Below are 23,245 nucleotides of genomic sequence, written 5' to 3'. Positions count from 1 at the left end.
CTAATGAGAAAGAAAAATAAAAGGAATGACCGCAATGGATAATGCTCAAGTGAAGAGAAAACATTTCCGTTTTCCAGCATATGATGATGAACAGGGCGTAAAATTACCAACAGATAATGAACGTAACTTATTTCAAGATGATCTGATTGGTAAAGCAATGTCTGGTAGCAGAAGAACTGCAACATCTGCCGAAGATACTAGACAAAGCACACCATCCGTCCAACAACCAACAACGAATCAATCAACTACAAATAAACAAACACAACAATTAACGGCAGCACAACAAGAGCAATTAGCACGTCATCGTTCTAATTTGCCAGACTACACAAAACATGCTAGTAAAGCAACGAAAAATAAACAAGCAACGAAAAAAAATAATAGCCTTTTTGGGACGCCAAAAGGAAATGGCTGGACACAAACGTATAAAAAAAAAGAAGTCGTAGCGAAACCAAGTAGACCTGCCGCATCACCATTAGTGCAGAAAACGACACCTTCTTATTTTGTTCCTAAATATATCCCGGCTTCTGTGATTCCTGAGGAACAGGAACCTAGTTTTACTGAAGAAGAGTTGCTAAAAGCAATGAAAAAAGATCGGCGTTCATATGTCATTCTTGATGATGAACCAACGGCTTTTCAAGTGAAAGATACGGAAGAAGATCCAACGGTGCGGAAGTTTAATATTCCAACTTCAGAACCTGAGATTCCTTTAACTAGACGACAATATCAACAAATCAAACCAGACTTAGAACGTTTTGGCGAAGATGCGTTGGATTTACGTTCGCGTTCCCGTTTGAATGCCGCAAAGAAAAATGCTAAAAGTCAAACTGCTTATGGGAAAAAATTAGCTAAAGCGAATGCTCAAATGGAGCCGGAAGCACCTGTGACAGAAGAGAAGAAAAAGGGCATCTTGGATAAACCATTAAGTGGGATGCTAGAAGATTCAAGTTCTGCATTAGAAAACAGTAAATATTTTAGTTAAGAGATGAAACTTGCATGTGGATTTGAAACATGTAAGTTTTTTATTCTGTTTTAATAGTTGATTATTTTTTTGTTTTATACGATAATGAATCTCGTATGATTGAAAATTTTTTAAAAAAGGTATGTTTTATATAGTGACAGAGAAGAGGATTATAATGGGAAATCAAGAGAACAAATTATACCATTTTGTCGGAATTAAAGGTTCTGGCATGAGTTCATTAGCGTTGGTCTTACACCAAAAAGGCTACAACGTTCAAGGATCAGATGTAGAAGAGTATTTCTTTACACAACGGGATCTTGAAAAATCAGGTGTCCCTATTTTACCATTTAATGCAGATAATATTGATAAAGACATGATTGTTATTGCTGGAAATGCTTTTCCAGATACCCATGAGGAAATCGCCCGCGCCATCGAATTAGGCGCAGAAGTAATTCGTTACCACGATTTCATTGCTCGTTTTATCGAACCGTACACAAGCATTGCTGTAACAGGGTCACATGGGAAAACAAGTACGACTGGTTTGCTAGCACATGTATTAAGTGGTATCAATCCAACTAGTTATTTAATAGGGGATGGCACTGGCCACGGCGAACCAGATGCTGATTTCTTTGCATTTGAAGCGTGTGAATATCGCCGTCATTTCTTGGCCTATTCACCAGATTATGCGATTATGACGAATATCGATTTTGATCATCCAGATTACTACAAGAGCATTGAGGACGTTTTTTCAGCGTTCCAAACAATGGCTCATCAAGTCAAAAAAGGAATTTTTGCTTATGGTGATGATAAGTATCTTCGCCAGTTAGAATCAGAAGTGCCAGTTTATTATTATGGCGTCAGTGAAGAGGATGATATCCAAGCACGAAATATTCAACGAACAACGGAAGGCTCATCTTTTGATGTTTATCACAAGGATGATTTTGTAGGTCATTTTGTCTTACCAGCATTTGGCCATCACAATATCATGAATGCGCTAGGTGTGATTGCTGTGGCTTATTTTGAAAAACTTGATATGCAAAAAGTCGCAGAAGAAATGCTAAGTTTTAAAGGTGTGAAACGTCGTTTTAGCGAGAAAAAAGTCAGTGACATGATTATTGTTGATGATTATGCGCACCATCCAGCTGAAATTAAAGCAACGATTGATGGCGCTCGTCAAAAATATCCTGACAAAGAAATTATTGCTGTCTTCCAGCCACATACATTTACACGAACAATTGCCTTAATGGATGAATTTGCTGAAGCACTGGATTTGGCAGATGAAGTATTCTTATGTAATATTTTTGGCTCTGCGCGTGAAACACAAGGCGAGGTACGCATTGAAGATTTAGGTGAAAAAATTCAAAAAGGTGGACAAGTAATTACCGAAGATAATGTGTCGCCTTTACTAGATTTTGAAAATGCAGTGGTTGTCTTTATGGGCGCTGGCGACGTTCAGAAATTTGAACAAGCCTACGAAACATTACTAAGTAACACAACTAGAAACGTTTTATAAGAGAACATAAATAAAATCGGGACAGGGGTATCTGGCTTCAAAAAATAAGAAGCTGCTCCTGTTCCGTTGTTTTTTTTTAGAATGCTAGCATGGTAGATAAGTTGGTTTTGTTTAAACATCCTTTAAAGACTACTTTTTAACTTGCCTTTTAAGTACATTTTGGTACAATTATCTTATCAATAACGGAGGTGTACTAATTTGAATATCGGAAAACCGAGAAAATTAGGCAAAACCATCGAAGATATCGAAGAGGGAGATTCGTTGTCCTTGACAGAGTCAATTGAAGACAAGGACTTATTACTTTACTTGGGCTTGACCAATGATGCGAATCCTTTATATATCCAACATGATTATGCCCAAAAAACAGAATATGAAAAACCAATCGTACCATCAATTATGCTGATGGGAATTATCACTAGTGCGATTTCAAAACATTTACCAGGACCAGGTTCACATGTTGTGAATTTCTCTGTGAACTTTGTGGAACCCGTTTTTCATTACGAAACATTGACTTTCCAATTAGAAGTAATCAAAGTCGACAAAATGAAAGATGTGATTACCATTTCAGTTGAGGCTGTTAATGAGCAAGAAAATCGCGTGTTAGATGCAGTGGTGATGGTTCAACCACCCCAAGTGACGATTGATGAACTAACAGAGAAAGAAGGGACTTTAACTTATGAATAATCAAGAGTATATCCAAACTGGCACAGGTTTGAATAAATTTTATGCCAAAATTTACGGATTTTTAGCGTTAGGAATTGGTATTAGCGCAATCATGGCTTATGCAATGACGACTGTCTTTTTACCTGTTCTAGCTACTTTATTCAAATCAAGTTTAGCTTTTTGGATGATTTGGCTTGTTGAAATTGGCTTAGTTTTATATCTAGGCGCAAAAGCACAGAAGAATCCAACCATTGCGATTGCAGGATTTGTTGCGTATGCATTATTAAATGGTGTCACTTTATCCGTGACGTTATTAATGTATACTGGTGGAACAGTGGCCGGCGCATTTTTAAGTGCAGCAGCTACCTTTGGCGCGATGTCATTAGTAGGTGTCTTTACGAAGAAAGACCTATCAGCAGTTGGTCATGCCGCTTATAGTGCCTTAATCGGAATTATCATTGCGATGTTGCTAAATATGTTCCTTTTACACAGTAATGCTGTAGAATTCTTTATTTCCATTTTAATGGTCCTAATTTTCTCAGGGATTACTGCTTATGATAACCAACGTATACGCCAAGTCTATGCGCAAACAGGTGATCAAGCAGGTACTGGGATGGCCGTTTTCTTCGCATTACAATTATACCTTGACTTCATCAACTTATTCTTAGCTTTCTTAAGAATTTTTGGTAAAAACAACTAACATGAACGTAAAAGAGCCAATCTGCTGAGCAGATTGGCTCTTTTTTAACCCATTCCAATAGCGAAATTCAACAGTTTATCGGAGTATGTTGGGTTTTCTAAATCGGTTTTCATTGTTTCGTTCAGTAGACTGAGCTGATCGGTAATGATGCCATCGACGCCATAAAAAATCATTCGTGTCATAACATCTTCATCATTTGCTGTCCAAGCATAAACCTTTTTCCCATCATGATGAGCGGCATTTACAAAGTTACGATTCATTGTACTGTATTCCATAGTAAAAAAGTCAACTGGCATTTTAGGCGGTCCCACAATGTTGAAAGGAATAACGTAGCCTACATAAAAGCGTGGTTCTTCTTTCTTTAAGGCCATCGCTGTATCATAGGTTAAGGTATGAAGGATATGGCCATTTTCTAAAATATTTTCACGGTATTGTTTGACAAAGCGCTGTACTAAATCAGGGCTATCCTGAGGCGTGGTTTTGATTTCAATTAATAAACGTTGTTTTAATTGATTGGCTTTGGCTAAATAATCATCGAAAGAAACCATTTTAGCAGTTTGACCATTTTCTGTGACATTCATGTTCGTTAATTCTTTAAGTGTTAATTGATTTGGTCGTTTGTTAACGCCCGTTAACGCCCGTAAATTAAAATCGTGCATGACAATAAATTGATGGTCTTTGGTTTCTTGAATATCCATTTCAACATAATCAGGTTTTGCCTTATTGGTCTCGATCAGAGAGTCCAAGGTGTTTTGAACGCCATTGTTACCATTAACACCACGATGGGAGATGGTAACTGGTTTTCGGTCAGGTGTATGACTTAGGTAATTCGTATTATAGGTGCCTACACCAATTCCGAAGATGATTGCAATCAAACAAAAAAGAACGACTCTGAAGGTGGTCCATTCTACCCGAACCTCTGATTTCGGGGTGAACCATTCTGGCGTGTCAGGCAAAATCCCTTCATCTTCCATATCATCAACAATAATGTAAAAAATAGCAACACTAGACAACACCAAGTTTAAGAGCATCATAACCTGAAGGAGTGTCATAGCGATGACAGCGCTAGGTAAAGACCACTCAGGTTTAAACGTTTCAACGGCGGTCTGACCTAAAAATATCAAGAAATAGCCAGCCGTAAAAATCCCTAAAACAGTTCCACCAATGATAATAAATTGCCCTAAAATCTGGAAAAAGCGCCGCTTTGTAATTTGCCAACTACGTTTTAAAGACTCACGAAAACCAACATCACGTAAAATCAACTCTGGAAGGGCAAAAGCAAGTCGAATCGCTAAATATAAGATAATCAGCTCTAACAGTACGAAACCAATAATAATAATGACGCGATTTGCAAAAATAAAATCTAAGATAAAGGCTGGAATCTTAACCCTTGTTAATAAATAAGAGCGGAAGGTTAACCCACTTAATGGTAAAATCAAAAAGAAATATGCCAGGAAAAACAGAAAGGTAATTCCTCGAACTTTTTTGATCTGAAGCAAGGTGCCGTGCAATAATTGCGTTAGAGTAATTGGTTGCTTTTTCTTAATAAAATAAACACTAAGCAATAAAAAGGTAAATTCAAAAAAGAGCGCCAGTAAAATTAACAGCCCAATTAGTAGAAAAGTCAAAAGGACATAGGGATGTTGCGTAGCAATTGCCCCTAAATTATCGTAGGAAATATAATCAATCCCACCTTCTTTGAGTACCAATTTGGACAAACTTGTCAATAAAGGCAATAGAACGAATAACATAAATCCGTGCATCAAGAGCACATCGCGAAAATACGCCGTTGTCCCTTTAAGAAAATCTAGCGTATTCACAATACTATTTTTAAAATAACTAAACATCAAAAGTCCCCCAGTTTCTACCAAAATTCCATAATAAAAGGACTAAATCAAACTGACACAGGCAGAGTTTTGATTTAGTCCGTTCGCTTTTTTATTTATTTTACATTCCCAGTAAGCTAGTTAAAAATGTACCGCCATAAATTAACGCAAGACTATATAAATAGATAGAAGCAGGTTTTGCTAATAGAATAATCAGAGTAAATTTTTTCACAGACATTTTTGTTAAACCGGCCATTAAACAAAGCGCATCATCCGGTGCAATCGGGAAGAAAATTGCTAAAGCAAACAATCGTTCAAAACGTTTTTCATTGTCTAACCAACCGATATACTTGTTATATGTTTTATCACTGACAAGGCTCATAATGAATGGTTTCCCATAATTACGACCTAATAAGAAAATGATAATAGAGCCAAGTGCAATACCAACGTAATTATAGACGAAGCCCATTGTTGGCCCGAAAATCAAGACCCCTGCAGCACAGCTAACACCACCAGGAATAATCGGAATAACCACTTGAATAATCTGAATTAACATGAAAATAATCGGACCGAGAATGACAGATTGCCCTACTAGTCCTCTTAGTGCATTGATGTCCTTGAAGACACCTAATCGGATAAAATAGATGGTTGCAATTATGGTTGCAACAATGCCCAAAATGGAAATAATATTAACAATTTTTCTAGATAGGGTAACACTCACATTTCTCATCTCCTTTAGTTATACTCATCGTACTTTTAGTATATAACTTTTTATCAATAAAAAACATCGTTTGTTCTTTCTGCAAACGAACAAAGTTGTAAGATACACATCATTTGATAAGTTTATTATACAAAAAAAGAGACAGAAAAGACATCCTACTTAAGACCCATTCTGCACTGATCTTTCGAAAGAGAGTTAAAAAAACGAAAGTGGCGCATCTTTTAGGAATATTATAGAGGGGCAAAGAGTGAAATTAAATTTGCATCCACGTCTTTAATGATTGCGTATCGTTGGCCCCAAGGTGCATTCCAAGGTTCTTTAAAAACAATGTAACCAGCTTGGCTCATTTTTTTCACGGTGCTATCAACTTCTGCGGCCGTTTCACAAAGAAAAGCAAGTTCAATTTTATCGCCTTGCTGGCTAGGCGCAAACCCATAGACACCAGTAATCATTTGTAGTGAATTTAAAGAAATCCTGACGCCATTGTTTTGTAATTCTGTGTAATCAGGCGAAGCTTCTCCCAGCACGTTAAAACCTAGCGTTTGGTAAAAAGAGAGTGCTTGTGTCATATCGTTGACGATAATACCGACCATATCTAACTTCATCCTCATAACCTCCGATCTATGATAAAATAAGTGTAAGGGATTTTTTGGTAAAAACCAAACGATTTATAGCGAAAGTACTTAAAAAATTAGAATGTAACAGTTTACAACGAAGAATAAGAAGACTATAATTATGTTAACTAGTTTTAGGTGTACCTAAAAGTGAAATGTGTGAACAAGATAGATTGAGGGATGTTGGATGAAAGAAAAGAAAACGGAAAAAATGCTTAATTATGCAAATGGACCTAGTTTAGAAGAGATAAATAATACCGTTGAGGTACCTAAAAATGCTAGCTTTTGGCGAACTTTGTTAGCCTATAGCGGACCTGGCGCTTTAGTGGCTGTTGGTTATATGGATCCAGGAAATTGGATTACGTCAATTGCTGGCGGAGCGGAATATAAGTACACGTTACTTAGTGTGATTTTACTTTCTAGTTTAGTTGCCATGTTACTACAAAGTATGGCTGCACGCTTAGGAATCGTGACAGGAATGGATTTAGCCCAAGCGACTAGAGAGCATACAAGTAAACGAACGGGCGTTGCCTTGTGGGTGGTGACGGAGTTAGCCATAATGGCAACAGATATCGCTGAGGTAATTGGTGGTGCCGTTGCTTTGCAATTATTATTTGGTTTTCCATTATTAATTGGTGTGTTGATAACAACGTTTGATGTTTTATTACTTTTGCTACTGACAAAGTTAGGCTTTCGCAAAATCGAAGCAATTGTTTCTTGTTTAATTGCAGTCATCTTTTTTGTTTTTGCTTATGAAGTGGCATTAGCAGATCCAAATGTTGGTGAAGTATTACGAGGTTTTATTCCAGACACAAAAATAGCGACAGATAAATCCATGTTATTTTTAGCCTTGGGGATCGTTGGAGCGACAGTCATGCCCCATAACTTATATTTGCATTCTTCCATTGCGCAAGCACGGAAATTTGATCGTAACGATGATGTTGAGAAAGCCAAAGCAATTCGTTTCACTACTTGGGATTCAAATATTCAATTAACTGTCGCTTTTGTCGTAAATTGTTTGTTGTTAATTTTAGGAGGAGCATTATTTTATGGAACCAACAGTGAATTAGGTAAATTTGTTGATTTATTTGATGCTCTGAAAAATCCAGATATTGTTGGTAATATTGCTAGCCCAGTGTTAAGTATTCTTTTTGCAATTGCTTTACTGGCTTCGGGTCAAAATTCAACGATTACAGGTACGCTGTCAGGACAAATTGTAATGGAAGGCTTTATCCATTTAAAAATGCCGTTGTGGGCACGACGAGTGTTAACTCGTTTGTTAGCAATTGTGCCAGTCATTATCTGTGTCATTATTTATGGCGGTAGCGAAACGGCTGTTGAAGACTTGTTGCTTTATACGCAAGTTTTCCTAAGTATTGCTTTGCCAGTGTCGATTATTCCTTTAACGATGTATACAAGTGATAAAAAATTAATGGGCCAATTTGCGAATCCAGCGTGGGTGAAATTTTTAGCTTGGATTATTGCTATTGCCTTGACGTTATTGAATTTATTTTTAATTTATGGCACATTAACTGGTTTAACGAATTAATAAAAACAAAGGCTGACTGGAAAAGTTGGCCTTTGTTTTTTCATAGAATTTGCGCGTAAGAAATGGTAGAATAGGAAAGATGAAATACAAGGAAGAGAGGCTTTCACGTGACAGATTATTTAAATGTAGGAAAAATTGTGAACACACAAGGAATCAAAGGGGAAGTTCGGGTCATTTCGAAAACGGATTTTCCAGAAGAACGTTATCAAAAAGGGGCAACGTTACTGCTATTTCAAGAGAAAAAAGCACCAATTGAATTGGTCGTGAAGTCCCACCGCAAGCATAAGAATTTTGACATTTTAAGCTTTGAAGGACATCCAAATATCAACGATGTTGAAAAATATCGTGACGGTATTTTAAAAGTTGAAAAAGACAATCTCGCTGAATTGGCAGAGGACGAATTTTATTATCACCAAATCATTGGTGCCACTGTTTATGATGAAACCGGTAGTGAACTGGGAAAAATTAAAGAAATTTTATCTCCTGGTGCGAATGATGTGTGGGTCGTCCAACGACCAAAGAAAAAAGATTTACTTTTACCGTATATTGAAGGCGTTGTTACAAAAGTCGATGTCGAAAATCAACGGATTGATGTGGACATTCCAGAAGGATTGATTGACGATGAGAATTGATGTATTAACTCTTTTTCCTAGAATGTTTGAAGGACCAATGGGGGAATCAATTATTGGGAAAGCTCGGGAAAAGCAGTTATTAGAATTGAATGTCTCTAATTTTCGCGATTTTTCAGATAACAAACACCAAACGGTCGATGATTATCCGTATGGCGGTGGCGCGGGGATGCTTTTAAAAGTACAACCGATCTATGATAACCTAAAAGCAATTGAAGAAGAGACAAACCAGCAACCAAAACGGGTCATCTTATTAGATCCAGCAGGAAAACCGTTTAATCAAAAAATGGCCGAGGAATTTTCACAAGAAGAACATTTAGTTTTTATTTGTGGACATTATGAAGGCTATGATGAGCGAATTCGCACGATGGTTACAGATGAAGTTTCATTGGGGGATTACGTTTTAACAGGGGGCGAATTAGGCGCAATGGTCATGATTGATGCGACAGTCCGTTTATTACCTGATGTCTTAGGTAACAATCTTTCTGCACAAACGGATTCACATTCCACTGGCCTATTAGAGCATCCACAATATACCAGACCTGCTATTTTCAACGATATGGAAGTCCCTGCCGTGCTAACGAATGGTAACCATAAATTAATTGCAGAATGGCAACTAAAAGAATCATTACGACGGACCTTTTTACGTCGACCTGACATGTTGGAATCAGTAGAAATGACGCCTGAAATGTTGAAGTTATTAGAGGAAATTAAACAAGAAGAGCAAAAATAAGGGAACTTTCAAGAAAATTCTCTTTACAGCTTATTTTGTCTGTGGTAAACTAATTTGGTGAGTGCAATGCGCTCTAACTATTACAATATTCCGCTGTGGCAGAAGTGACCATAAGAATATTTGGGAATAAGGAGAAGGATAAAATGAATCCATTAATTCAAGAATTAACACAAGAACAATTACGTACGGATATTCCTGCGTTCCGCCCTGGTGACACTGTTCGCGTTCATGCGAAAGTAGTCGAAGGTACTCGTGAACGTATCCAGTTATTCGAAGGTGTTGTAATTAAACGCCGTGGTGCTGGAATCAGCGAAACTTACACAGTACGTAAAGTTTCAAATGGTGTTGGTGTGGAACGTACATTCCCATTACACACACCACGTGTTGCTCAAATTGAAGTGGTTCGCTACGGTAAAGTACGTCGTGCAAAACTTTACTACTTACGCGCATTACACGGAAAAGCAGCTCGTATCAAAGAAATCCGTCGTTAATCTTTACTATTCGACAAACGAACACCCTCTTGCTCAGCAAGAGGGTGTTTTTGTGTGTAATTAAGTAGAAAATCAACATTGACTTTTTTTGAAGTCGCATAAGTGTGAAAAGTCCTTGTCTAACAAGGACTTTTTGCTTTTCTCAAGATCAAAATTTTGGACAATGATTCAAAAATTTCCTCAAATTGTCCTAGCTTTTCTCAATTTGATGATTAAGGTGGTCAAAAGAGTGTCAAATAGCAGAGAAAAATTGACGGCAGAAGTCATCCGAAAAATATCAAAATGTTGACCGAATTTTGCAGTTTTGAGCCAAGGCTTGCAAAAAAGAGCGGGCTTTTGAGAAAATACCAAAACAATTACCTTTTACGAAAAAGGGATTGTGTCACACTGTTCCAAATAGTTATTTAGAGGTACATTATGAAAAAGTAGATAGAAGGGGCATTCTGGAAAATATGAACGAGCTTTAATTACTTCTTAAAATTAGTCAATTTATCGAAGAAAATAGCATAAAAACATGTAGTCAATATCAAGAAAAATTAAACGAGTTTCCCAAAGAAGTTCCCAGTGTCTGGTTTATTATTCAAAGATATGGCTCTTGGAATAACTTATTAAGAAAAATTGATAGGAAAGAAAATCAACATTATCAATGGAATCACCATTCAGATGAAGAGCTTATTGACATCGCACGTTCATTTATCGAGAAAGAACAAATACGTTCACAAACTGCTTCATTAAAAGCGAAAGATTTAGTTTTGAAAAAGAATGGTTCCGTTTCACGTTTTTTTTGTTCGAATTCTTGACATAGAATCGAAAAAAATCAATTAAAGAAACTGTACCATGAAAGTAAAAAAGAAAGAATCAAAAAAAGCGAAAATGGAACTTGCGTTAGAAGAAGTCTTGTGTGGCTTTCCGAGAAAAACAGCTATTGATTCAATTATAAAGAATAAGATGATTCAAGAAGATACAAGTGAATGCAAAAAAAAAGGAAAGTTCCCAGATTATTAACGATATAGGGAGAAATATAGTGTATTTAAGGAATTTGAGTGACGGTAAATAGTTGATGAATATATACTTTTTTAGTAGAAGAAAACTACTAATAGGAGGTATAATATTGAAAAAGAGAATATGTATTACTACTGGGGTTGCAATGTTATTAGGATTATCACCGATATTAACAACAGGGGCTACAGTATACGCAAATGAAGAGAGTAACTATGTACAAGTAAATTCTACAACAAAAGAGTTAGAGCAACGGATGGAGGCGCTAGCCAATCAATACAAAGGAGTTTCTCTATTTGAAACCGAATTCAATAAAGAAAATATGACTCCTGTTCAATTAGAATTATATAACAAAGTTTTAGATCTACAATATGATATTGCTTTACAAAATGGAAGTACAAATGGGATGTCTAGAGAGCAATATAAACAATATCTATCAAACGCTATGCAAGGTTTTATAATACAACCTAGAAATGCTGGACATGGTTTGATTTCTGTTGACGTCTTAGGAACAGTTTTAGATACTGCGCTTAATGTTGTATTAATTATCGGAGGTTTTGGGTCAGTGTCTGCAATGGTTAAAGCATTGGGTCAAGAAGGTGCAAAGAAATTTGTAAAGAAAGAAATGATTCCAGTAATTATTAAAGAAAGCGAGAAGCTAGGAATAAAAGGCGCGAAAAACTATTTACAAGATAAAGCAGTTGGATTAATTATTAGTGCGATTCTAAGTCCTGGAAAGCAGGCTGCAAAATTATTAGATTCTATTGACAAAATACCCAATAATGGCTACATTGAATTAACTTAATAGAGTTTACGAAAGGATTGAAAAAGATGTACCTTGTAATAGGGTTAATCCTAATAATCTTTATAGTCTCAGTTTTTATCGCTACTATAGGGATTTTGAATGAAAAAATAAAGAATAAATTCTACTTATTTGTTAAATTTTCGTTTAATATTTCTATTGCTTGTATTTTTTTAGGTGGTATATCTTTTCTTTATGCTTACTTTGTTTTTGACGAGTTTAAAAATTTTAAAATTATCTTGATATCCATATTTTTATTTGCAATCTCTTACAAAGGTTATATGGATAAAAAAAATATTTTCCATGAAGATGTATGATACTAGACTTAATTAGTAAGAAGGAGACATATTGATGGTTCAACTAATTTCTATTATTCTTGCGTTTTTGATTATATACACTTTATTTAAAACAAGAGAAACAAGTAGTTCTTCAAGAAAATTAAGAATGTTAGTGTACACTTTTTTTGGGATAATTTTTCTATTAGGTTTAGTAAGTGTCGTACTAGGAACCTATGGGCTGCTGAATTCTTATAACATTAGTGGAAATTGGCGTATAAATATGTCCTCTATTTTAGTTGTGTTGGCTGGATTTTTACTAGTTGTACTTTCTTATGTTGGTATTTCAAAATTTAAAATGAATTGTTAGGTGAATTAAATGAAGAAAGTTATCTCTACCATTTTACTAGTAATCCTTTTTGTGGGATCAGGTTATGTGGTAAACGCTGCTCCTGAAATGAAGAGTTTGGCTAATTTCGAAACGAATGATCAACATTATGATTTACAAGGAATAGAGCATTCTTTTGCTAAAGTGTTGAACTTTAAAACAAATAGAAAAGATATTACAGCAAAAACGATACTAAAATTTGTATATCCAAAAAAGACAGACAAAGAATTTAATAATGCTTCTGTGTCTATTAAAGATTGCATTCGCTATGCCACTTCTATTGGGGTAAATATGGAATGGCTTGATGCAACGAAGAATGAACTTAATTTCAACCAAGTGAAGAGTGAGCTTGATAAAGATCATCCAGTATTACTATGTTATAAACCAAACAAAACCGATTGGATGGAACCTTATTTATTAGCTGTAGCGCATGGATACGTATACGTTGCTCCAGATGGTGAAAATATTAAAGAACCATTTATGAGTACAAGTATCTGGATGTCGAACTATATCTATCCTTCTAGCCTGACTACGTTGACGAATAAAAATAAGTTAACTGTTACGGATTTTTCAGTGAATAATACACCGCAAAAAGATTATACCTTTATAGGTATGATTATTCTTAAGTAAGAGAGGTTGAAAGGACCGTGAAAAAATACATTTTAGGGATAGGCTTGTTTTTAACAAGCCTTTTGTTTGGAATTAATGCTTCAGCAATGGATGGTGATAATACTCCACTGTTCATTCAAACAAAAGAAGTACCTTCAGAATTGAGGATGTATGCACAGCAAGATTGGCAATTTTATTTTGAGAACTTGTCTGTAGTGGAAAATACAGAACCTTTAAGTACAGATGATTTTTATTTGGGGCAGCCATTTACTTTAACTAATGAAACAGATACTCAAACAGCCTATTTTCCTATTATCGATAAAGAATCTGGGCTTATTCATGATTTATTAGAAGTTTCTTTAATGAACAATACGCCATCGCTAACGATTTCTAGTCAGTTTGTTGAGCTGTTAAATAGACTAACACCTACAGCAGAAGGTACCAGCTTTTCTTTGAACCTTGATAGCGAGAGCCACCAACTTCTGTCTGCAGAAGAACCAACTCGTGAACAAGCAGTTGATATTAAGCAATCGGTAGACAACTTTAATAGAAAGAAACGTTCTGTACCTGATGATACGGTTCCAGAGTATAATCGAAATATTATCCCTAATTGGATGATTACAGAAACGCAAGGATTAGAACCATGGTGTGCATTTTATACGTTATCTACAATGATTAATTCGATTGAAGGGAAAGCCATAACCAATGCAAAAACGCTCATCAAAAAAGCTTTTCGTACTGCCTCAGAAGCAGAATTAGTAGATGGGAAGTATATTACAAGTAAACCTTTTGCACATACCGTTCAAACTATGCAAAAGGAATATGGTTATACTTTGGATATAAAAAATAGTCGATTGACACCAGCGGAAGTTCAAACACAAATTGATAAAAAGGCTCCAGTGTATGTTCATTTAGACAACGTTACTCAGAATTATAATCCTGCAAAATCACATGGAGTTACTGTCATCGGTTATATTATAGCCAAAAATAATACGTTAGATTCTTATTACTACTTTTGGAATCCTTGGTGGCAAAAAGTGATGTTAACTAATCAAAAAGATATGAGTAACTGGAAATTAAATGATAATGTTTATTCATGGAAGTATTCTGGTATTAATTTTAGAAAAGAACCAATAAATTATGCAATGAAAGGTAAAATTGCTACTTTATTATCAAGAGCTACTTACTATCAAACTGGAGAAAAAATTCCTACTGATTTAAGAAATAAAGAGTACATTATCAAGGATGTAAAAAGCATTTCACAATCGAGTTCTAAGGTAGCTTATTATTTAGAGGGGATAAATAAGTGGGTATTAGAGCAGGATGTAAAAGAGTTTCCTACGCCACTGCTTAATAAAAAAGTAACTTTATTATCAAAAGCTAGTCAATATCAAACTGGAGAAGCAATTCCAACTAATGTAAGAAATAAACAATATACCGCTCTAAAAGTGAAACCTTTTAGACGCTCTAATTCAAAATTAGCCTATTTTCTTTCAGGAATTAACAAATGGGTATTAGAACAAGACATTCGGTAGTCATGCATGTCAGAAGTAATTCTCAATTTCAAAAGAGTGTGTTTTTAGATAATAAAAATCAGTAAGAAAAATTTTAGTAATGGTTCTCCCCTAAGTAACTGTCTCTATTATATATTTAATTCAGTTTAATGTTTAAAAGGAACTGGCGAAGAACAAAAGAAAACACAATTCTAAGAAGTTTGCGTTCTTTTAAGATGGGATAAACGTTAAATAGGGATTTTGATAGCAAACTATCTTTAATATCGCTATAATTGTAACCAACAAAAAAAGAAAGTAGGGACTTAAACATGGAAATTACTTTTTCTAAAAAATCAAAGTTCTTCTGTTTGGCAATGACGTTACTTATGGCATTGAGTATATTTGCTAGTGCTGGTGCAAGTGTTTATGCTGCTACGAATGAAAATTTAGAGAGACAGCCATTGAATACTGTTGAACAAGAAAAATTCTCTAGAGAATTTGAAAACGATTGAAATTCCATTTTTGATAATGCAGTAACCTATGATGATTTAGGTAACGTCGAATCTTTAAATTTCAATGTTTTATATGCTAAATATGGTCATGCGGCTGAGTTAACTAAACTTGAAAATCAAGTAAAAGAAGATATTCAACAAACGCGATTTAAACGTGCAGATGCCAAGCAATGTGCTATCACAGCCATCCAAGATACTTTAGGAGTTTCTGCTATACAAGGTCTACTTAGTGGTGGTATTGTAGGTCTTCTACAAAGAAAAGCAGCCGCAGAAGTAGCTAAGTTGGTAGCAAAGTATGCTTTTAAAGGTCTTTTGCCTGCGGCAGCAGCAGCGTCACTAATTTGGAGTTTTGGAAGGTGTATGTGGTTTTAATGAAAAATAAAGATGTGGTTTTAGTGTTATATTCGTTCTTTGTAATATTACTAAGCTCTTGTATTTGGTTTTTAATTAAAGGAGAAGCCTTTCAAAAAGTACTATTAAATTCTTTTGCGATTTCTGTTGTAGGAACCATTATTTTTGTAATAGGACTTTATGTTAGTAAAATAAAAAAATAAATCACAATTAAGGTTCTGGTTGTTATTAATCTATCTCATGAAGCATTAGATGAATTAGTTCTAGAAGTACCTGTTGTACTAGTTAAAAATACTGTTAAATCAAATTTTTTGTTTAAAAGAATCATTAAGTTGGTGCCTAACTATAAAATCAGATCAATTGACTAAAATCCAATAACATTGGGGGATACTCTGTAAATCGTGTGTCGCAGTACGTTAGTCTTGTAATAAATATTAATTAGGAGGGGTTTCTATGAAAAATATTTTACTTTCTATTCTAGGGGTATTATCTATCGTTGTTTCTTTGGCGTTTTCTTCTTATTCTGTCAACGCAGCTTCTAATGAGTGGTCGTGGCCACTGGGCAAACCATATGCGGGAAGATATGAAGAAGGACAACAATTCGGGAACACTGCATTTAACCGAGGAGGTACTTATTTCCATGATGGGTTTGACTTTGGTTCTGCTATTTATGGAAATGGCAGTGTGTATGCTGTGCATGATGGTAAAATTTTATATGCTGGTTGGGATCCTGTAGGTGGAGGCTCATTAGGTGCATTTATTGTACTACAAGCGGGAAACACAAATGTGATTTATCAAGAATTTAGCCGAAATGTTGGAGATATTAAAGTTAGCACTGGACAAACTGTTAAAAAAGGACAGCTGATAGGAAAGTTTACTTCTAGTCATTTACATTTAGGAATGACAAAAAAAGAATGGCGTTCTGCTCATTCTTCTTGGAATAAAGATGATGGCACTTGGTTTAACCCAATTCCTATACTTCAAGGAGGATCTACGCCTACGCCTCCAAATTCAGGACCAAAAAATTTCACAACAAATGTTCGTTACGGATTGCGGGTCCTCGGAGGTTCATGGTTACCAGAAGTAACCAACTTTAACAATACCAATGATGGTTTCGCAGGTTACCCTAATCGTCAACATGATATGCTTTATATAAAGGTAGATAAAGGGCAAATGAAATATCGTGTTCACACGGCTCAAAGCGGATGGTTGCCTTGGGTAAGTAAAGGGGATAAGAGCGATACAGTAAATGGAGCGGCAGGTATGCCTGGACAAGCAATTGATGGTGTTCAGCTAAACTATATAACTCCTAAGGGAGAAAAATTATCACAGGCTTACTATCGTTCACAAACTACGAAACGATCAGGCTGGTTAAAAGTAAGTGCAGATAATGGTTCTATTCCTGGACTAGACAGTTATGCAGGAATCTTTGGAGAACCGTTGGATCGCTTGCAAATAGGTATTTCACAGTCAAATCCATTTTAAATTTAGAAAATGACAGTAGGATTATGCATTTAATGAATTTTAAAGAGGTGAACGAGTATAAATAGAAATACAGTTACTATACTAAAAAAATCGTTTATTCTACCTTTACTTGGCTTATTCTTTATAGTTGGTACCAATGCTTTTGCTTCTGAAGATTACAACTTACTTGGAGTGAAAAATTATGATCAGTATGCCTTAGGAGCGCCTAGTGGGTGTGAGGGGGCTTCACTATTACAAGGCTTACAGTATAAAGGAAAAATTCCTGATTGGGACTTAATCAAATTTTTAAAAACAATTCCTATCTCTCCTAATGGAAATCCTTATGATGGATTTGTAGGTAGTCCTTTTGTTGAAAACTCATGGACTTACTCTGCTATCTATCCTGTGCCTTTAGTAAAATGGGGAAAAGTATATGGAGATGTACAAGATATGTCAGGTCATTCTTTAGATGAATTACTAGAGGAAGTGAAAAATAATAATCCAATTGTTGCTTGGGTGACGATAAAATTTCAACCGGCACGATGGGGAATATGGGATTTTGGTAAAGCGGTAAATAATAATCATGCAGTGACATTAGATGGCTACGATTTAAAAAATGGAACGGTTCACGTATCTGATCCGATTTCCGGTAAATATTGGATCAATAAAAATACCTTTGAAAGTATATATAATGAGAGGAATTTTGCAGTTGTAATTCGTTAAGTCCTATTTTTCAGTACTATATGGGAATAAATGAAAGCACCTTTAAAATTAAAGTCATACGAGAGTGTACAGAAAAGTTTTCCTTTCTGTACACTCTGTTGTTGTATTTTCTTATATGAGTATATTTAGTGTTTATAAAACATAACAAAAAAACAAAGGAGGAAAGTAAAACAAAAAAATCTCTCCAGTTTTTAATATAGTGAAATTAGTTTAATGGTTAAAACAATTGAAGGCAAGTTATTAATACTTATAGGCTCTGCTTTAAACTATTATATTAGATGTCATTAAAACAATTAAGAGATTTAAAAAGACAAAAACAAAAGAACAAACAGCAAAAATATTTTTTTATTTTTAGGTATTATTTCTAAATTTATATAAAGCTTAGTCTCTATAAACAGTTACCTTAGATTAGTTTTTTAGTTCAATGCATTTTTATATTCATTTGTAGATAAAAGTTAGATTTCTATATAAATGTACTTTGTAAAATATATTTTCAAGCAAGAGAAATTGAGGAGGAACCAAAATGGATTATGTAATACTTATTGGCAGTATTATTGCAGCGATTGGCTTGATTCTTTTAATGATGACAACAAGATTTGTTTGGGGGTGGAATTGGGGTTATCCTTACCGTACCACGAATAAACCTTTAGCAATTATTGGCTGGCTATTAATAATTATCGGAGTAGTGATAGTTCTTGTTAAAGCTAAATTGAATGGACAATTAGTATAAGTATGAAAAAGAACAAAAAAGGCTAAACTTATACAATACTTCGGTTACAAATATTATAATAGTACGTACAAAATCGTCACCACCTATGTACTAACTCCTGAAGAAGTTGTAACAAAAAGATGCACTTGGAAATGAGGTAGAGGGTAGTTATTCGTATAAGTATTCTGCCGACTTTGTAAAGTAAAATGGAGAACATCAGAAAATAAATTGGGAAGTTTCAGGTAAAGTTCCACAACCATTTGAAGCTAAGTCTTACATAAAAGCAGAGATAAGTAATAAAAGAGTGAATTATACTGTTTAAGTTTCTCAAACTAACGTGCCAAATAAAGTAGATACTAAACAAGTAAAATATACTAAGAATAGAGGACAAATTCATCCGTCGATGAACTTGCCCTCTATTCTTAGTGACTTTAAAAGTGTTATTCCCAATCCATTTCACCGGTTACAACTTTAGCACTCATTTCAAGGTTTCCTTCTGGTAATTTTGGATAATAGTTTTTCATTTTAGTGATAATTTCACTGCTTACTTTGCTCTCTTTCTCAGCTGTAATAAATTTTTCAATATACTCTTTCGTAAATTTAATATTTTGGGGCATAAATTGGTTTCCAGCTTCAAAATGACCAGGAATAACTGTTCTTAGTGATAAGGATTCTAATTCACTTAAATCATTTATCCATTGTAATTGACTGTCAATAGATTTAGTGTCAGCCATAAATAAGTGGCTACCAGTAGAAACTAAAACACCGCCTACCAATAGTTGATCGTTTTTATTATAAAGTGCTTGTTTTTTTATATCATTACCAAAGATTTCAAACTCTACGTCTTCTAAATTAATTGATTCCTTTATTTCATTTGGAATAATAATTTTGTCTGGTGCGTTCTCCTTTAATGTATCTGCCCATACGGATAATTTTGATTTATAAGTGTCTTTAATCCGTGAAATCGTAGAAGCTGTGGCTACTACATTTGCTTTAGGAAAAGATTTTTTTATTTGATTTGTTCCAAAGTAATAATCAGGATCACTATATGAAATATAAATTGTTTCAATATCAATATTGTTTGACTTTACAAGTTGGACAATTTTATCTGCGTCCTTTTTTGAAAATTGCGTATCTACTAAAAGTCCCTTACCGTTTTTTTCGATAATTGTTGCAGTAGAGCCAAACACGGGATCAGGATTCATTATTAAATAAGTAGCATCGATACCTTGTATTTTTTTGTACATTATATTTTCCTCCTCATTAGAAGTCTTAGTGCTTATGCTACTGTTATTATCTTTTCTCATATTATAATTTGAGCAAGAAGATAATAACAAAGAAGTAAGTCCAATAGAGAATAAAAGCAATCCTATTTTTTTCATAAAAAACCTCTTTCTTTTTCCTGATATTAATGTAACTGATTAAGTTACATTTGAATTATATTTAATTTTACTGTTTTGGTCAAGCAAAAAAGGCATGAAATAAAAATTGTTATTAGTGAAGTACACACATCAGCATATATTGAATTTTTTGTTGTACAAATTTATTTAGTTAACAATTATCAAGAAAGCAAATGCTTACAGATTGAATCCATTAGCATTTGGTAAATATAAGTAAGTACTCAAGTTGGGAAGGTGATTTATTTATATATAAGAATATGTAAATAAAGATATTGACAAATTAAAAAAAGGTTGATAAGATATCGTTGTTAAAACGTAATCATTACGATTTGTATTTTTTATCTGTAATGCACAATTGCGTGTTACGGTTTATTAGTGTATCAATAGTATGTTTTAAATATTCAAATCTGATTACAAATTAGGAAAGTATTTTAGAAACGTTTATAATTTAGGAGGTAATAAATATGGCTGTACCAGCGAGAAGAACATCGAAATCAAAAAAAAGATTGCGTCGAACACATGGAAAATTAATAAAACCTGAAATTTCGTTTGATGAGAATCTTGGTGATTATCGTAAAAGTCATCATGTATCTTTAAAAGGCTATTATGGTGGAAAAAAAGTGATGGATAAAAAATAGGAGGTAATAGTATTGAAGAAAATGAATATTATTTATCCGCCACTTGTGGAACAGAGCTTTAAATTTTATCAAGATTATGAACAAGAAAGATATGATAAGTCTGAATTATACAGAATAATGGTTATGAAGAATATTATTAATGAAAATGGCACTCCAACAGAAGAGGCTCTTAAAAAAGGATTAGTTAAAGACTTTTATGAAGAATATGATTTATCTTTTGAAGAATTTTTAAAATTGTACCCATTTTTTAAAAATTATGACCCTGATTATTTCCGGAAAATAGATGGTTTTTGGGAAGTTCCTGTTTGTTTAAAAGAAGAATTAATATTATTACTGAATGACAAAGATTGTGACTATGATGTACGGATTCAAATTCAACAATTTCTTGAAGAAAGGTGAGTAAAGACAAGATGTTCAGAAACAAATGGAAAAACAGTTCACTAATTCTTAATAAAAATGTATAGAAAGGGTCTGATGAAAAAAGGAGACATAATAGTTATTATCTTTTTAATAGCTATCTCTTTTTCTCCATATTTTATTTTTTTTCATAATAAGCCATTTAACTCCAAAAGTTTTGACGACACTAAATATGCTGTGGTCAAGATAGATGGGAAAGAGATTGAGCGTATAAATTTAGATGATTCAAAAGAATTTATCAAAACATATTATCCATCAAAAGGGCAATATAATACTATAGAAGTTAAAAATGGGCACGTTCGTGTAAAAAAAGATAATAGTCCAGATCAAATTGCGGTGAAAACAGGATGGATATCAGAACCAGGGCAAACTAGTATCTGTATTCCTCACAGATTCATTTTAGAAATTGTTCAACAATTTTTGATTAATATGAAAGTCCAAGGCCAAGAGGTTACACCGTTTTTAAATCAGCTCTATCAAAACAAAGCGACAATCAGTTTTGATAATTTCTTTCATGAAGTAGGGCAAGGAAAAACGAGTGATGCGGAGAACATGTTGGAAACAGGAACATTCGGGTTACCGCAAGGCTCTCTTTTTACACAATTAGGATCAGACAATACTTTCGAAGCGGCTCCCGCAGTTTTAGGACAAAAAGGCTATACAACCGCTGTTTTCCATGGGAATGTGGGGAGTTTTTGGAATCGAGACCATGTGTATAAAAACTTAGGTTATCAATACTTTTTTGATCGGTCATATTTTTCAAAAGATGACAAAATGCTAGGTTACGGTATTTTAGATAAACAATTGTTGCGTGAATCAGCTAGTGAGCTTGAGCATTTACAGCAGCCATTCTATGCGAAGTTTTTAACTGTGACCAATCATACCCCTTATTATACGGATGACCAAAACTTCCCGTTTCCTAAATTGAACACAGGCAATTCGATTGTGGATGATTATGTTCGAACAGCGCACTATTTGGATCAATCGCTAGAACAATTTTTCCATTACTTGCAAACAACAAGTTTATACAATCATTCTATTTTTGTTATTTATGGTGACCACTTCGGTATTTCAGATGCGAACAACAAGGACTTATGTAAAGCCTTCAACCGCGATCCAAAAACGTGGACAAACTATGACAATGCGCAATTGCAAAGAGTACCTTTGATGTTTTACATGCCAGGCTATACGCAAGGGAAAATCATGCACGAATATGGTGGGGAAATTGACGTTTTACCGACACTGTACCATCTTTTAGGTGTCGATGATAAAAATTATATCCATTTTGGCACGGACCTTTTATCTCCTCAATATAAACAAGTGGTTCCTTTTAGAAATGGCGATTTTGTAACGCCTCAATTTTCTTATCTAGGTGGGGAAATCTACAATAATCAAGGAAAAAAATTAGACCAAGTTCCAGCAGATTTAAAAGCAGAAGTCACGAAAGATAACGATTGGGTGAAAAAATCGTTAAGTTTATCTGACAAATTAAATCAGGAAAACCTTTTACGTTTTTATAAACCACAAGGATTCCAAGAAGTGCAACCAAAGGACTACAACTATGATGTGGCTTTTGAAAAAAACAAAGTCTTAGAAGTAGAAAAACAAAAAAATGCACAATCAACCAGTTTGTTTAGTCAAAATGGCAATCAAACGACAGTCCAAAATTATCCGACTACGCCATAGATCATTTAAGAAGGATAACTTTTGTAAGGGAAAAAGGATCTTGTATGAAGTGAAGGATGTCAGAACAGAGCCGTTTATTTTCGAAGGAATTGGTTCTGTTCCCGCCGTTTATCCGGTTTTGAGCCTGGAACAAAAATCCAAAGTGATTTTTGTCCCAGGCTCTTTCGCTCTTTTATTGAGTAAGAAGTCAGTTTAGAATTTATATTAAGTTTCGCTATACATTTTAAAATTATCATCAACAGAAAATACAACAGGCGGATTTTTAGATAAAAAAATTAGTAAAACAAGTATTAAATAAATAGTATTTTTGAGGATAAAGTAAGAGAAATGTTGCTTTTTTAACAGTTATTAACGCAAAACAAAATTATTTTATAGCCATAAA

Annotated in this window: 24 protein-coding genes; 20 read left to right on the top strand and 4 right to left on the bottom strand. The window is 34.4% G+C overall.

From position 1 onward, the window contains the following. Nucleotides 1–25: 25 nt before the first annotated feature. The 4 genes from IGJ20_RS08220 to IGJ20_RS08205 all read left to right on the top strand — a co-directional run bounded on the left by IGJ20_RS08220 (nucleotide 26) and on the right by IGJ20_RS08205 (nucleotide 3,834). The gene (locus IGJ20_RS08220) at nucleotides 26–979 is read left to right on the top strand and encodes a hypothetical protein (protein WP_202522568.1); all 954 of its coding nucleotides are present in this window, start codon (nucleotides 26–28) and stop codon (nucleotides 977–979) included. Between the two features lie 154 nt (nucleotides 980–1,133). Beyond that, a complete protein-coding gene (gene murC / locus IGJ20_RS08215) occupies nucleotides 1,134–2,471 on the top strand; it encodes a UDP-N-acetylmuramate--L-alanine ligase (protein WP_002357163.1) in 1,338 nt (445 codons plus the stop codon). A gap of 198 nt (nucleotides 2,472–2,669) precedes the next feature. Next, nucleotides 2,670–3,155, top strand: a complete 486-nt coding sequence (locus tag IGJ20_RS08210; protein ID WP_002357164.1) for a MaoC/PaaZ C-terminal domain-containing protein — start codon at nucleotides 2,670–2,672, stop codon at nucleotides 3,153–3,155. Beyond that, the gene (locus IGJ20_RS08205) at nucleotides 3,148–3,834 is read left to right on the top strand and encodes a Bax inhibitor-1/YccA family protein (RefSeq protein WP_002360066.1); all 687 of its coding nucleotides are present in this window, start codon (nucleotides 3,148–3,150) and stop codon (nucleotides 3,832–3,834) included. Before IGJ20_RS08210 ends, IGJ20_RS08205 begins: the two co-directional genes overlap by 8 nt. Nucleotides 3,835–3,878: 44 nt before the next feature. Here IGJ20_RS08205 and IGJ20_RS08200 read toward each other — a convergent pair whose 3' ends face one another. The 3 genes from IGJ20_RS08200 to IGJ20_RS08190 all read right to left on the bottom strand — a co-directional run bounded on the left by IGJ20_RS08200 (nucleotide 3,879) and on the right by IGJ20_RS08190 (nucleotide 6,986). Then, nucleotides 3,879–5,681 carry a glycerophosphoryl diester phosphodiesterase membrane domain-containing protein gene (locus tag IGJ20_RS08200; protein ID WP_002364138.1) on the bottom strand — a complete coding sequence of 601 codons (1,803 nt, stop codon included), beginning with the start codon at nucleotides 5,679–5,681 and terminating at the stop codon, nucleotides 3,879–3,881. Between the two features lie 100 nt (nucleotides 5,682–5,781). After that, nucleotides 5,782–6,390 carry a TVP38/TMEM64 family protein gene (locus IGJ20_RS08195; protein ID WP_002383106.1) on the bottom strand — a complete coding sequence of 203 codons (609 nt, stop codon included), beginning with the start codon at nucleotides 6,388–6,390 and terminating at the stop codon, nucleotides 5,782–5,784. 221 nt (nucleotides 6,391–6,611) lie between these two features. Further along, a complete protein-coding gene (locus IGJ20_RS08190) occupies nucleotides 6,612–6,986 on the bottom strand; it encodes a VOC family protein (RefSeq protein WP_002419919.1) in 375 nt (124 codons plus the stop codon). A 196-nt stretch (nucleotides 6,987–7,182) separates the two neighbouring features. Here IGJ20_RS08190 and IGJ20_RS08185 point away from each other — a divergent pair, with 196 nt between their 5' ends. The 13 genes from IGJ20_RS08185 (at nucleotide 7,183) to IGJ20_RS08125 (ending at nucleotide 18,743) form a co-directional block, all read left to right on the top strand. Further along, nucleotides 7,183–8,544 carry an Nramp family divalent metal transporter gene (locus IGJ20_RS08185; protein WP_002369213.1) on the top strand — a complete coding sequence of 454 codons (1,362 nt, stop codon included), beginning with the start codon at nucleotides 7,183–7,185 and terminating at the stop codon, nucleotides 8,542–8,544. Nucleotides 8,545–8,651: 107 nt separating this feature from the next. Continuing rightward, a complete protein-coding gene (rimM, locus tag IGJ20_RS08180) occupies nucleotides 8,652–9,176 on the top strand; it encodes a ribosome maturation factor RimM (protein ID WP_002362017.1) in 525 nt (174 codons plus the stop codon). Beyond that, a complete protein-coding gene (gene trmD, locus IGJ20_RS08175; RefSeq protein WP_002381776.1) occupies nucleotides 9,166–9,906 on the top strand; it encodes a tRNA (guanosine(37)-N1)-methyltransferase TrmD in 741 nt (246 codons plus the stop codon). Before rimM ends, trmD begins: the two co-directional genes overlap by 11 nt. A 143-nt stretch (nucleotides 9,907–10,049) precedes the next feature. Continuing rightward, nucleotides 10,050–10,397, top strand: coding sequence for a 50S ribosomal protein L19 (gene rplS, locus IGJ20_RS08170; protein ID WP_002357176.1), 348 nt, complete (start codon nucleotides 10,050–10,052; stop codon nucleotides 10,395–10,397). Nucleotides 10,398–11,234: 837 nt separating this feature from the next. Then, on the top strand, nucleotides 11,235–11,402 hold the full coding sequence (locus tag IGJ20_RS08165; protein WP_016622362.1) for a hypothetical protein: 168 nt from the start codon (nucleotides 11,235–11,237) through the stop codon (nucleotides 11,400–11,402). A 106-nt stretch (nucleotides 11,403–11,508) separates the two neighbouring features. Further along, complete coding sequence (locus IGJ20_RS08160; RefSeq protein ID WP_002391270.1) at nucleotides 11,509–12,201, top strand: hypothetical protein; 693 nt, start codon at nucleotides 11,509–11,511, stop codon at nucleotides 12,199–12,201. Nucleotides 12,202–12,852: 651 nt separating this feature from the next. Continuing rightward, the gene (locus IGJ20_RS08155; protein ID WP_002371966.1) at nucleotides 12,853–13,491 is read left to right on the top strand and encodes a C47 family peptidase; all 639 of its coding nucleotides are present in this window, start codon (nucleotides 12,853–12,855) and stop codon (nucleotides 13,489–13,491) included. Nucleotides 13,492–13,508: 17 nt separating this feature from the next. Next, on the top strand, nucleotides 13,509–15,005 hold the full coding sequence (locus IGJ20_RS08150) for a C47 family peptidase (RefSeq protein WP_002371964.1): 1,497 nt from the start codon (nucleotides 13,509–13,511) through the stop codon (nucleotides 15,003–15,005). A 287-nt stretch (nucleotides 15,006–15,292) separates the two neighbouring features. Beyond that, nucleotides 15,293–15,475: a hypothetical protein gene (locus tag IGJ20_RS08145; RefSeq protein WP_002371963.1), complete on the top strand. Its 183-nt coding sequence runs from the start codon at nucleotides 15,293–15,295 to the stop codon at nucleotides 15,473–15,475. A gap of 371 nt (nucleotides 15,476–15,846) precedes the next feature. Continuing rightward, nucleotides 15,847–16,029 (top strand): hypothetical protein, encoded by a 183-nt coding sequence (locus IGJ20_RS08140; RefSeq protein ID WP_002394548.1) that lies wholly within the window; start codon nucleotides 15,847–15,849, stop codon nucleotides 16,027–16,029. 250 nt (nucleotides 16,030–16,279) lie between these two features. Then, a complete protein-coding gene (locus IGJ20_RS08135) occupies nucleotides 16,280–17,311 on the top strand; it encodes a M23 family metallopeptidase (protein WP_141435479.1) in 1,032 nt (343 codons plus the stop codon). Nucleotides 17,312–17,482: 171 nt separating this feature from the next. Then, entirely contained in the window at nucleotides 17,483–18,013 is a 531-nt protein-coding gene (locus IGJ20_RS08130; protein ID WP_002371960.1) for a C39 family peptidase, read from the top strand. 523 nt (nucleotides 18,014–18,536) lie between these two features. Beyond that, entirely contained in the window at nucleotides 18,537–18,743 is a 207-nt protein-coding gene (locus tag IGJ20_RS08125; protein WP_002371958.1) for a hypothetical protein, read from the top strand. Nucleotides 18,744–19,162: 419 nt separating this feature from the next. On the opposite strand, the gene IGJ20_RS08120 is transcribed toward IGJ20_RS08125, so the two are convergent. After that, the gene (locus IGJ20_RS08120) at nucleotides 19,163–20,104 is read right to left on the bottom strand and encodes an MBL fold hydrolase (protein WP_231414695.1); all 942 of its coding nucleotides are present in this window, start codon (nucleotides 20,102–20,104) and stop codon (nucleotides 19,163–19,165) included. Between the two features lie 482 nt (nucleotides 20,105–20,586). On the opposite strand from IGJ20_RS08120, the gene rpmF reads away from it, so the two are divergent. From rpmF to IGJ20_RS08105, 3 genes are read left to right on the top strand one after another with little or no spacing between them, the layout of a single operon-like run. After that, nucleotides 20,587–20,760 (top strand): 50S ribosomal protein L32, encoded by a 174-nt coding sequence (rpmF, locus tag IGJ20_RS08115; RefSeq protein WP_002371955.1) that lies wholly within the window; start codon nucleotides 20,587–20,589, stop codon nucleotides 20,758–20,760. Between the two features lie 21 nt (nucleotides 20,761–20,781). Beyond that, nucleotides 20,782–21,159 (top strand): hypothetical protein, encoded by a 378-nt coding sequence (locus IGJ20_RS08110; protein ID WP_002394546.1) that lies wholly within the window; start codon nucleotides 20,782–20,784, stop codon nucleotides 21,157–21,159. A 57-nt stretch (nucleotides 21,160–21,216) separates the two neighbouring features. After that, the gene (locus IGJ20_RS08105) at nucleotides 21,217–22,863 is read left to right on the top strand and encodes a sulfatase-like hydrolase/transferase (protein WP_430605149.1); all 1,647 of its coding nucleotides are present in this window, start codon (nucleotides 21,217–21,219) and stop codon (nucleotides 22,861–22,863) included. The last annotated feature ends 382 nt before the right edge of the window (nucleotides 22,864–23,245 follow it).

Origin of the sequence: Enterococcus sp. DIV0294, from assembly GCF_050558155.1 — a bacterium.
In the GTDB taxonomy this organism is placed as follows: Bacteria; Bacillota; Bacilli; order Lactobacillales; family Enterococcaceae; genus Enterococcus; species Enterococcus faecalis.
The sequence above is the reverse complement of the archived record's forward strand: the minus strand, read 5'-3'. Positions and strand labels throughout refer to the sequence as shown.

Bases quoted from the DNA above. Each gene is read 5' to 3' on its own strand.
- IGJ20_RS08220 (WP_202522568.1), top strand. From the start codon at position 26: ATGACCGCAATGGATAATGCTCAAGTGAAGAGAAAACATTTCCGTTTT.
- murC (WP_002357163.1), top strand. From the start codon at position 1,134: ATGGGAAATCAAGAGAACAAATTATACCATTTTGTCGGAATTAAAGGT.
- IGJ20_RS08205 (WP_002360066.1), top strand. From the start codon at position 3,148: ATGAATAATCAAGAGTATATCCAAACTGGCACAGGTTTGAATAAATTT.
- IGJ20_RS08200 (WP_002364138.1), bottom strand. From the start codon at position 5,681: ATGTTTAGTTATTTTAAAAATAGTATTGTGAATACGCTAGATTTTCTT.
- IGJ20_RS08195 (WP_002383106.1), bottom strand. From the start codon at position 6,390: ATGAGAAATGTGAGTGTTACCCTATCTAGAAAAATTGTTAATATTATT.
- IGJ20_RS08190 (WP_002419919.1), bottom strand. From the start codon at position 6,986: ATGAAGTTAGATATGGTCGGTATTATCGTCAACGATATGACACAAGCA.
- IGJ20_RS08185 (WP_002369213.1), top strand. From the start codon at position 7,183: ATGAAAGAAAAGAAAACGGAAAAAATGCTTAATTATGCAAATGGACCT.
- trmD (WP_002381776.1), top strand. From the start codon at position 9,166: ATGAGAATTGATGTATTAACTCTTTTTCCTAGAATGTTTGAAGGACCA.
- rplS (WP_002357176.1), top strand. From the start codon at position 10,050: ATGAATCCATTAATTCAAGAATTAACACAAGAACAATTACGTACGGAT.
- IGJ20_RS08165 (WP_016622362.1), top strand. From the start codon at position 11,235: ATGAAAGTAAAAAAGAAAGAATCAAAAAAAGCGAAAATGGAACTTGCG.
- IGJ20_RS08155 (WP_002371966.1), top strand. From the start codon at position 12,853: ATGAAGAAAGTTATCTCTACCATTTTACTAGTAATCCTTTTTGTGGGA.
- IGJ20_RS08145 (WP_002371963.1), top strand. From the start codon at position 15,293: ATGGAAATTACTTTTTCTAAAAAATCAAAGTTCTTCTGTTTGGCAATG.
- IGJ20_RS08140 (WP_002394548.1), top strand. From the start codon at position 15,847: ATGAAAAATAAAGATGTGGTTTTAGTGTTATATTCGTTCTTTGTAATA.
- IGJ20_RS08135 (WP_141435479.1), top strand. From the start codon at position 16,280: ATGAAAAATATTTTACTTTCTATTCTAGGGGTATTATCTATCGTTGTT.
- IGJ20_RS08125 (WP_002371958.1), top strand. From the start codon at position 18,537: ATGGATTATGTAATACTTATTGGCAGTATTATTGCAGCGATTGGCTTG.
- IGJ20_RS08120 (WP_231414695.1), bottom strand. From the start codon at position 20,104: ATGAAAAAAATAGGATTGCTTTTATTCTCTATTGGACTTACTTCTTTG.
- rpmF (WP_002371955.1), top strand. From the start codon at position 20,587: ATGGCTGTACCAGCGAGAAGAACATCGAAATCAAAAAAAAGATTGCGT.
- IGJ20_RS08110 (WP_002394546.1), top strand. From the start codon at position 20,782: ATGAATATTATTTATCCGCCACTTGTGGAACAGAGCTTTAAATTTTAT.
- IGJ20_RS08105 (WP_430605149.1), top strand. From the start codon at position 21,217: ATGTATAGAAAGGGTCTGATGAAAAAAGGAGACATAATAGTTATTATC.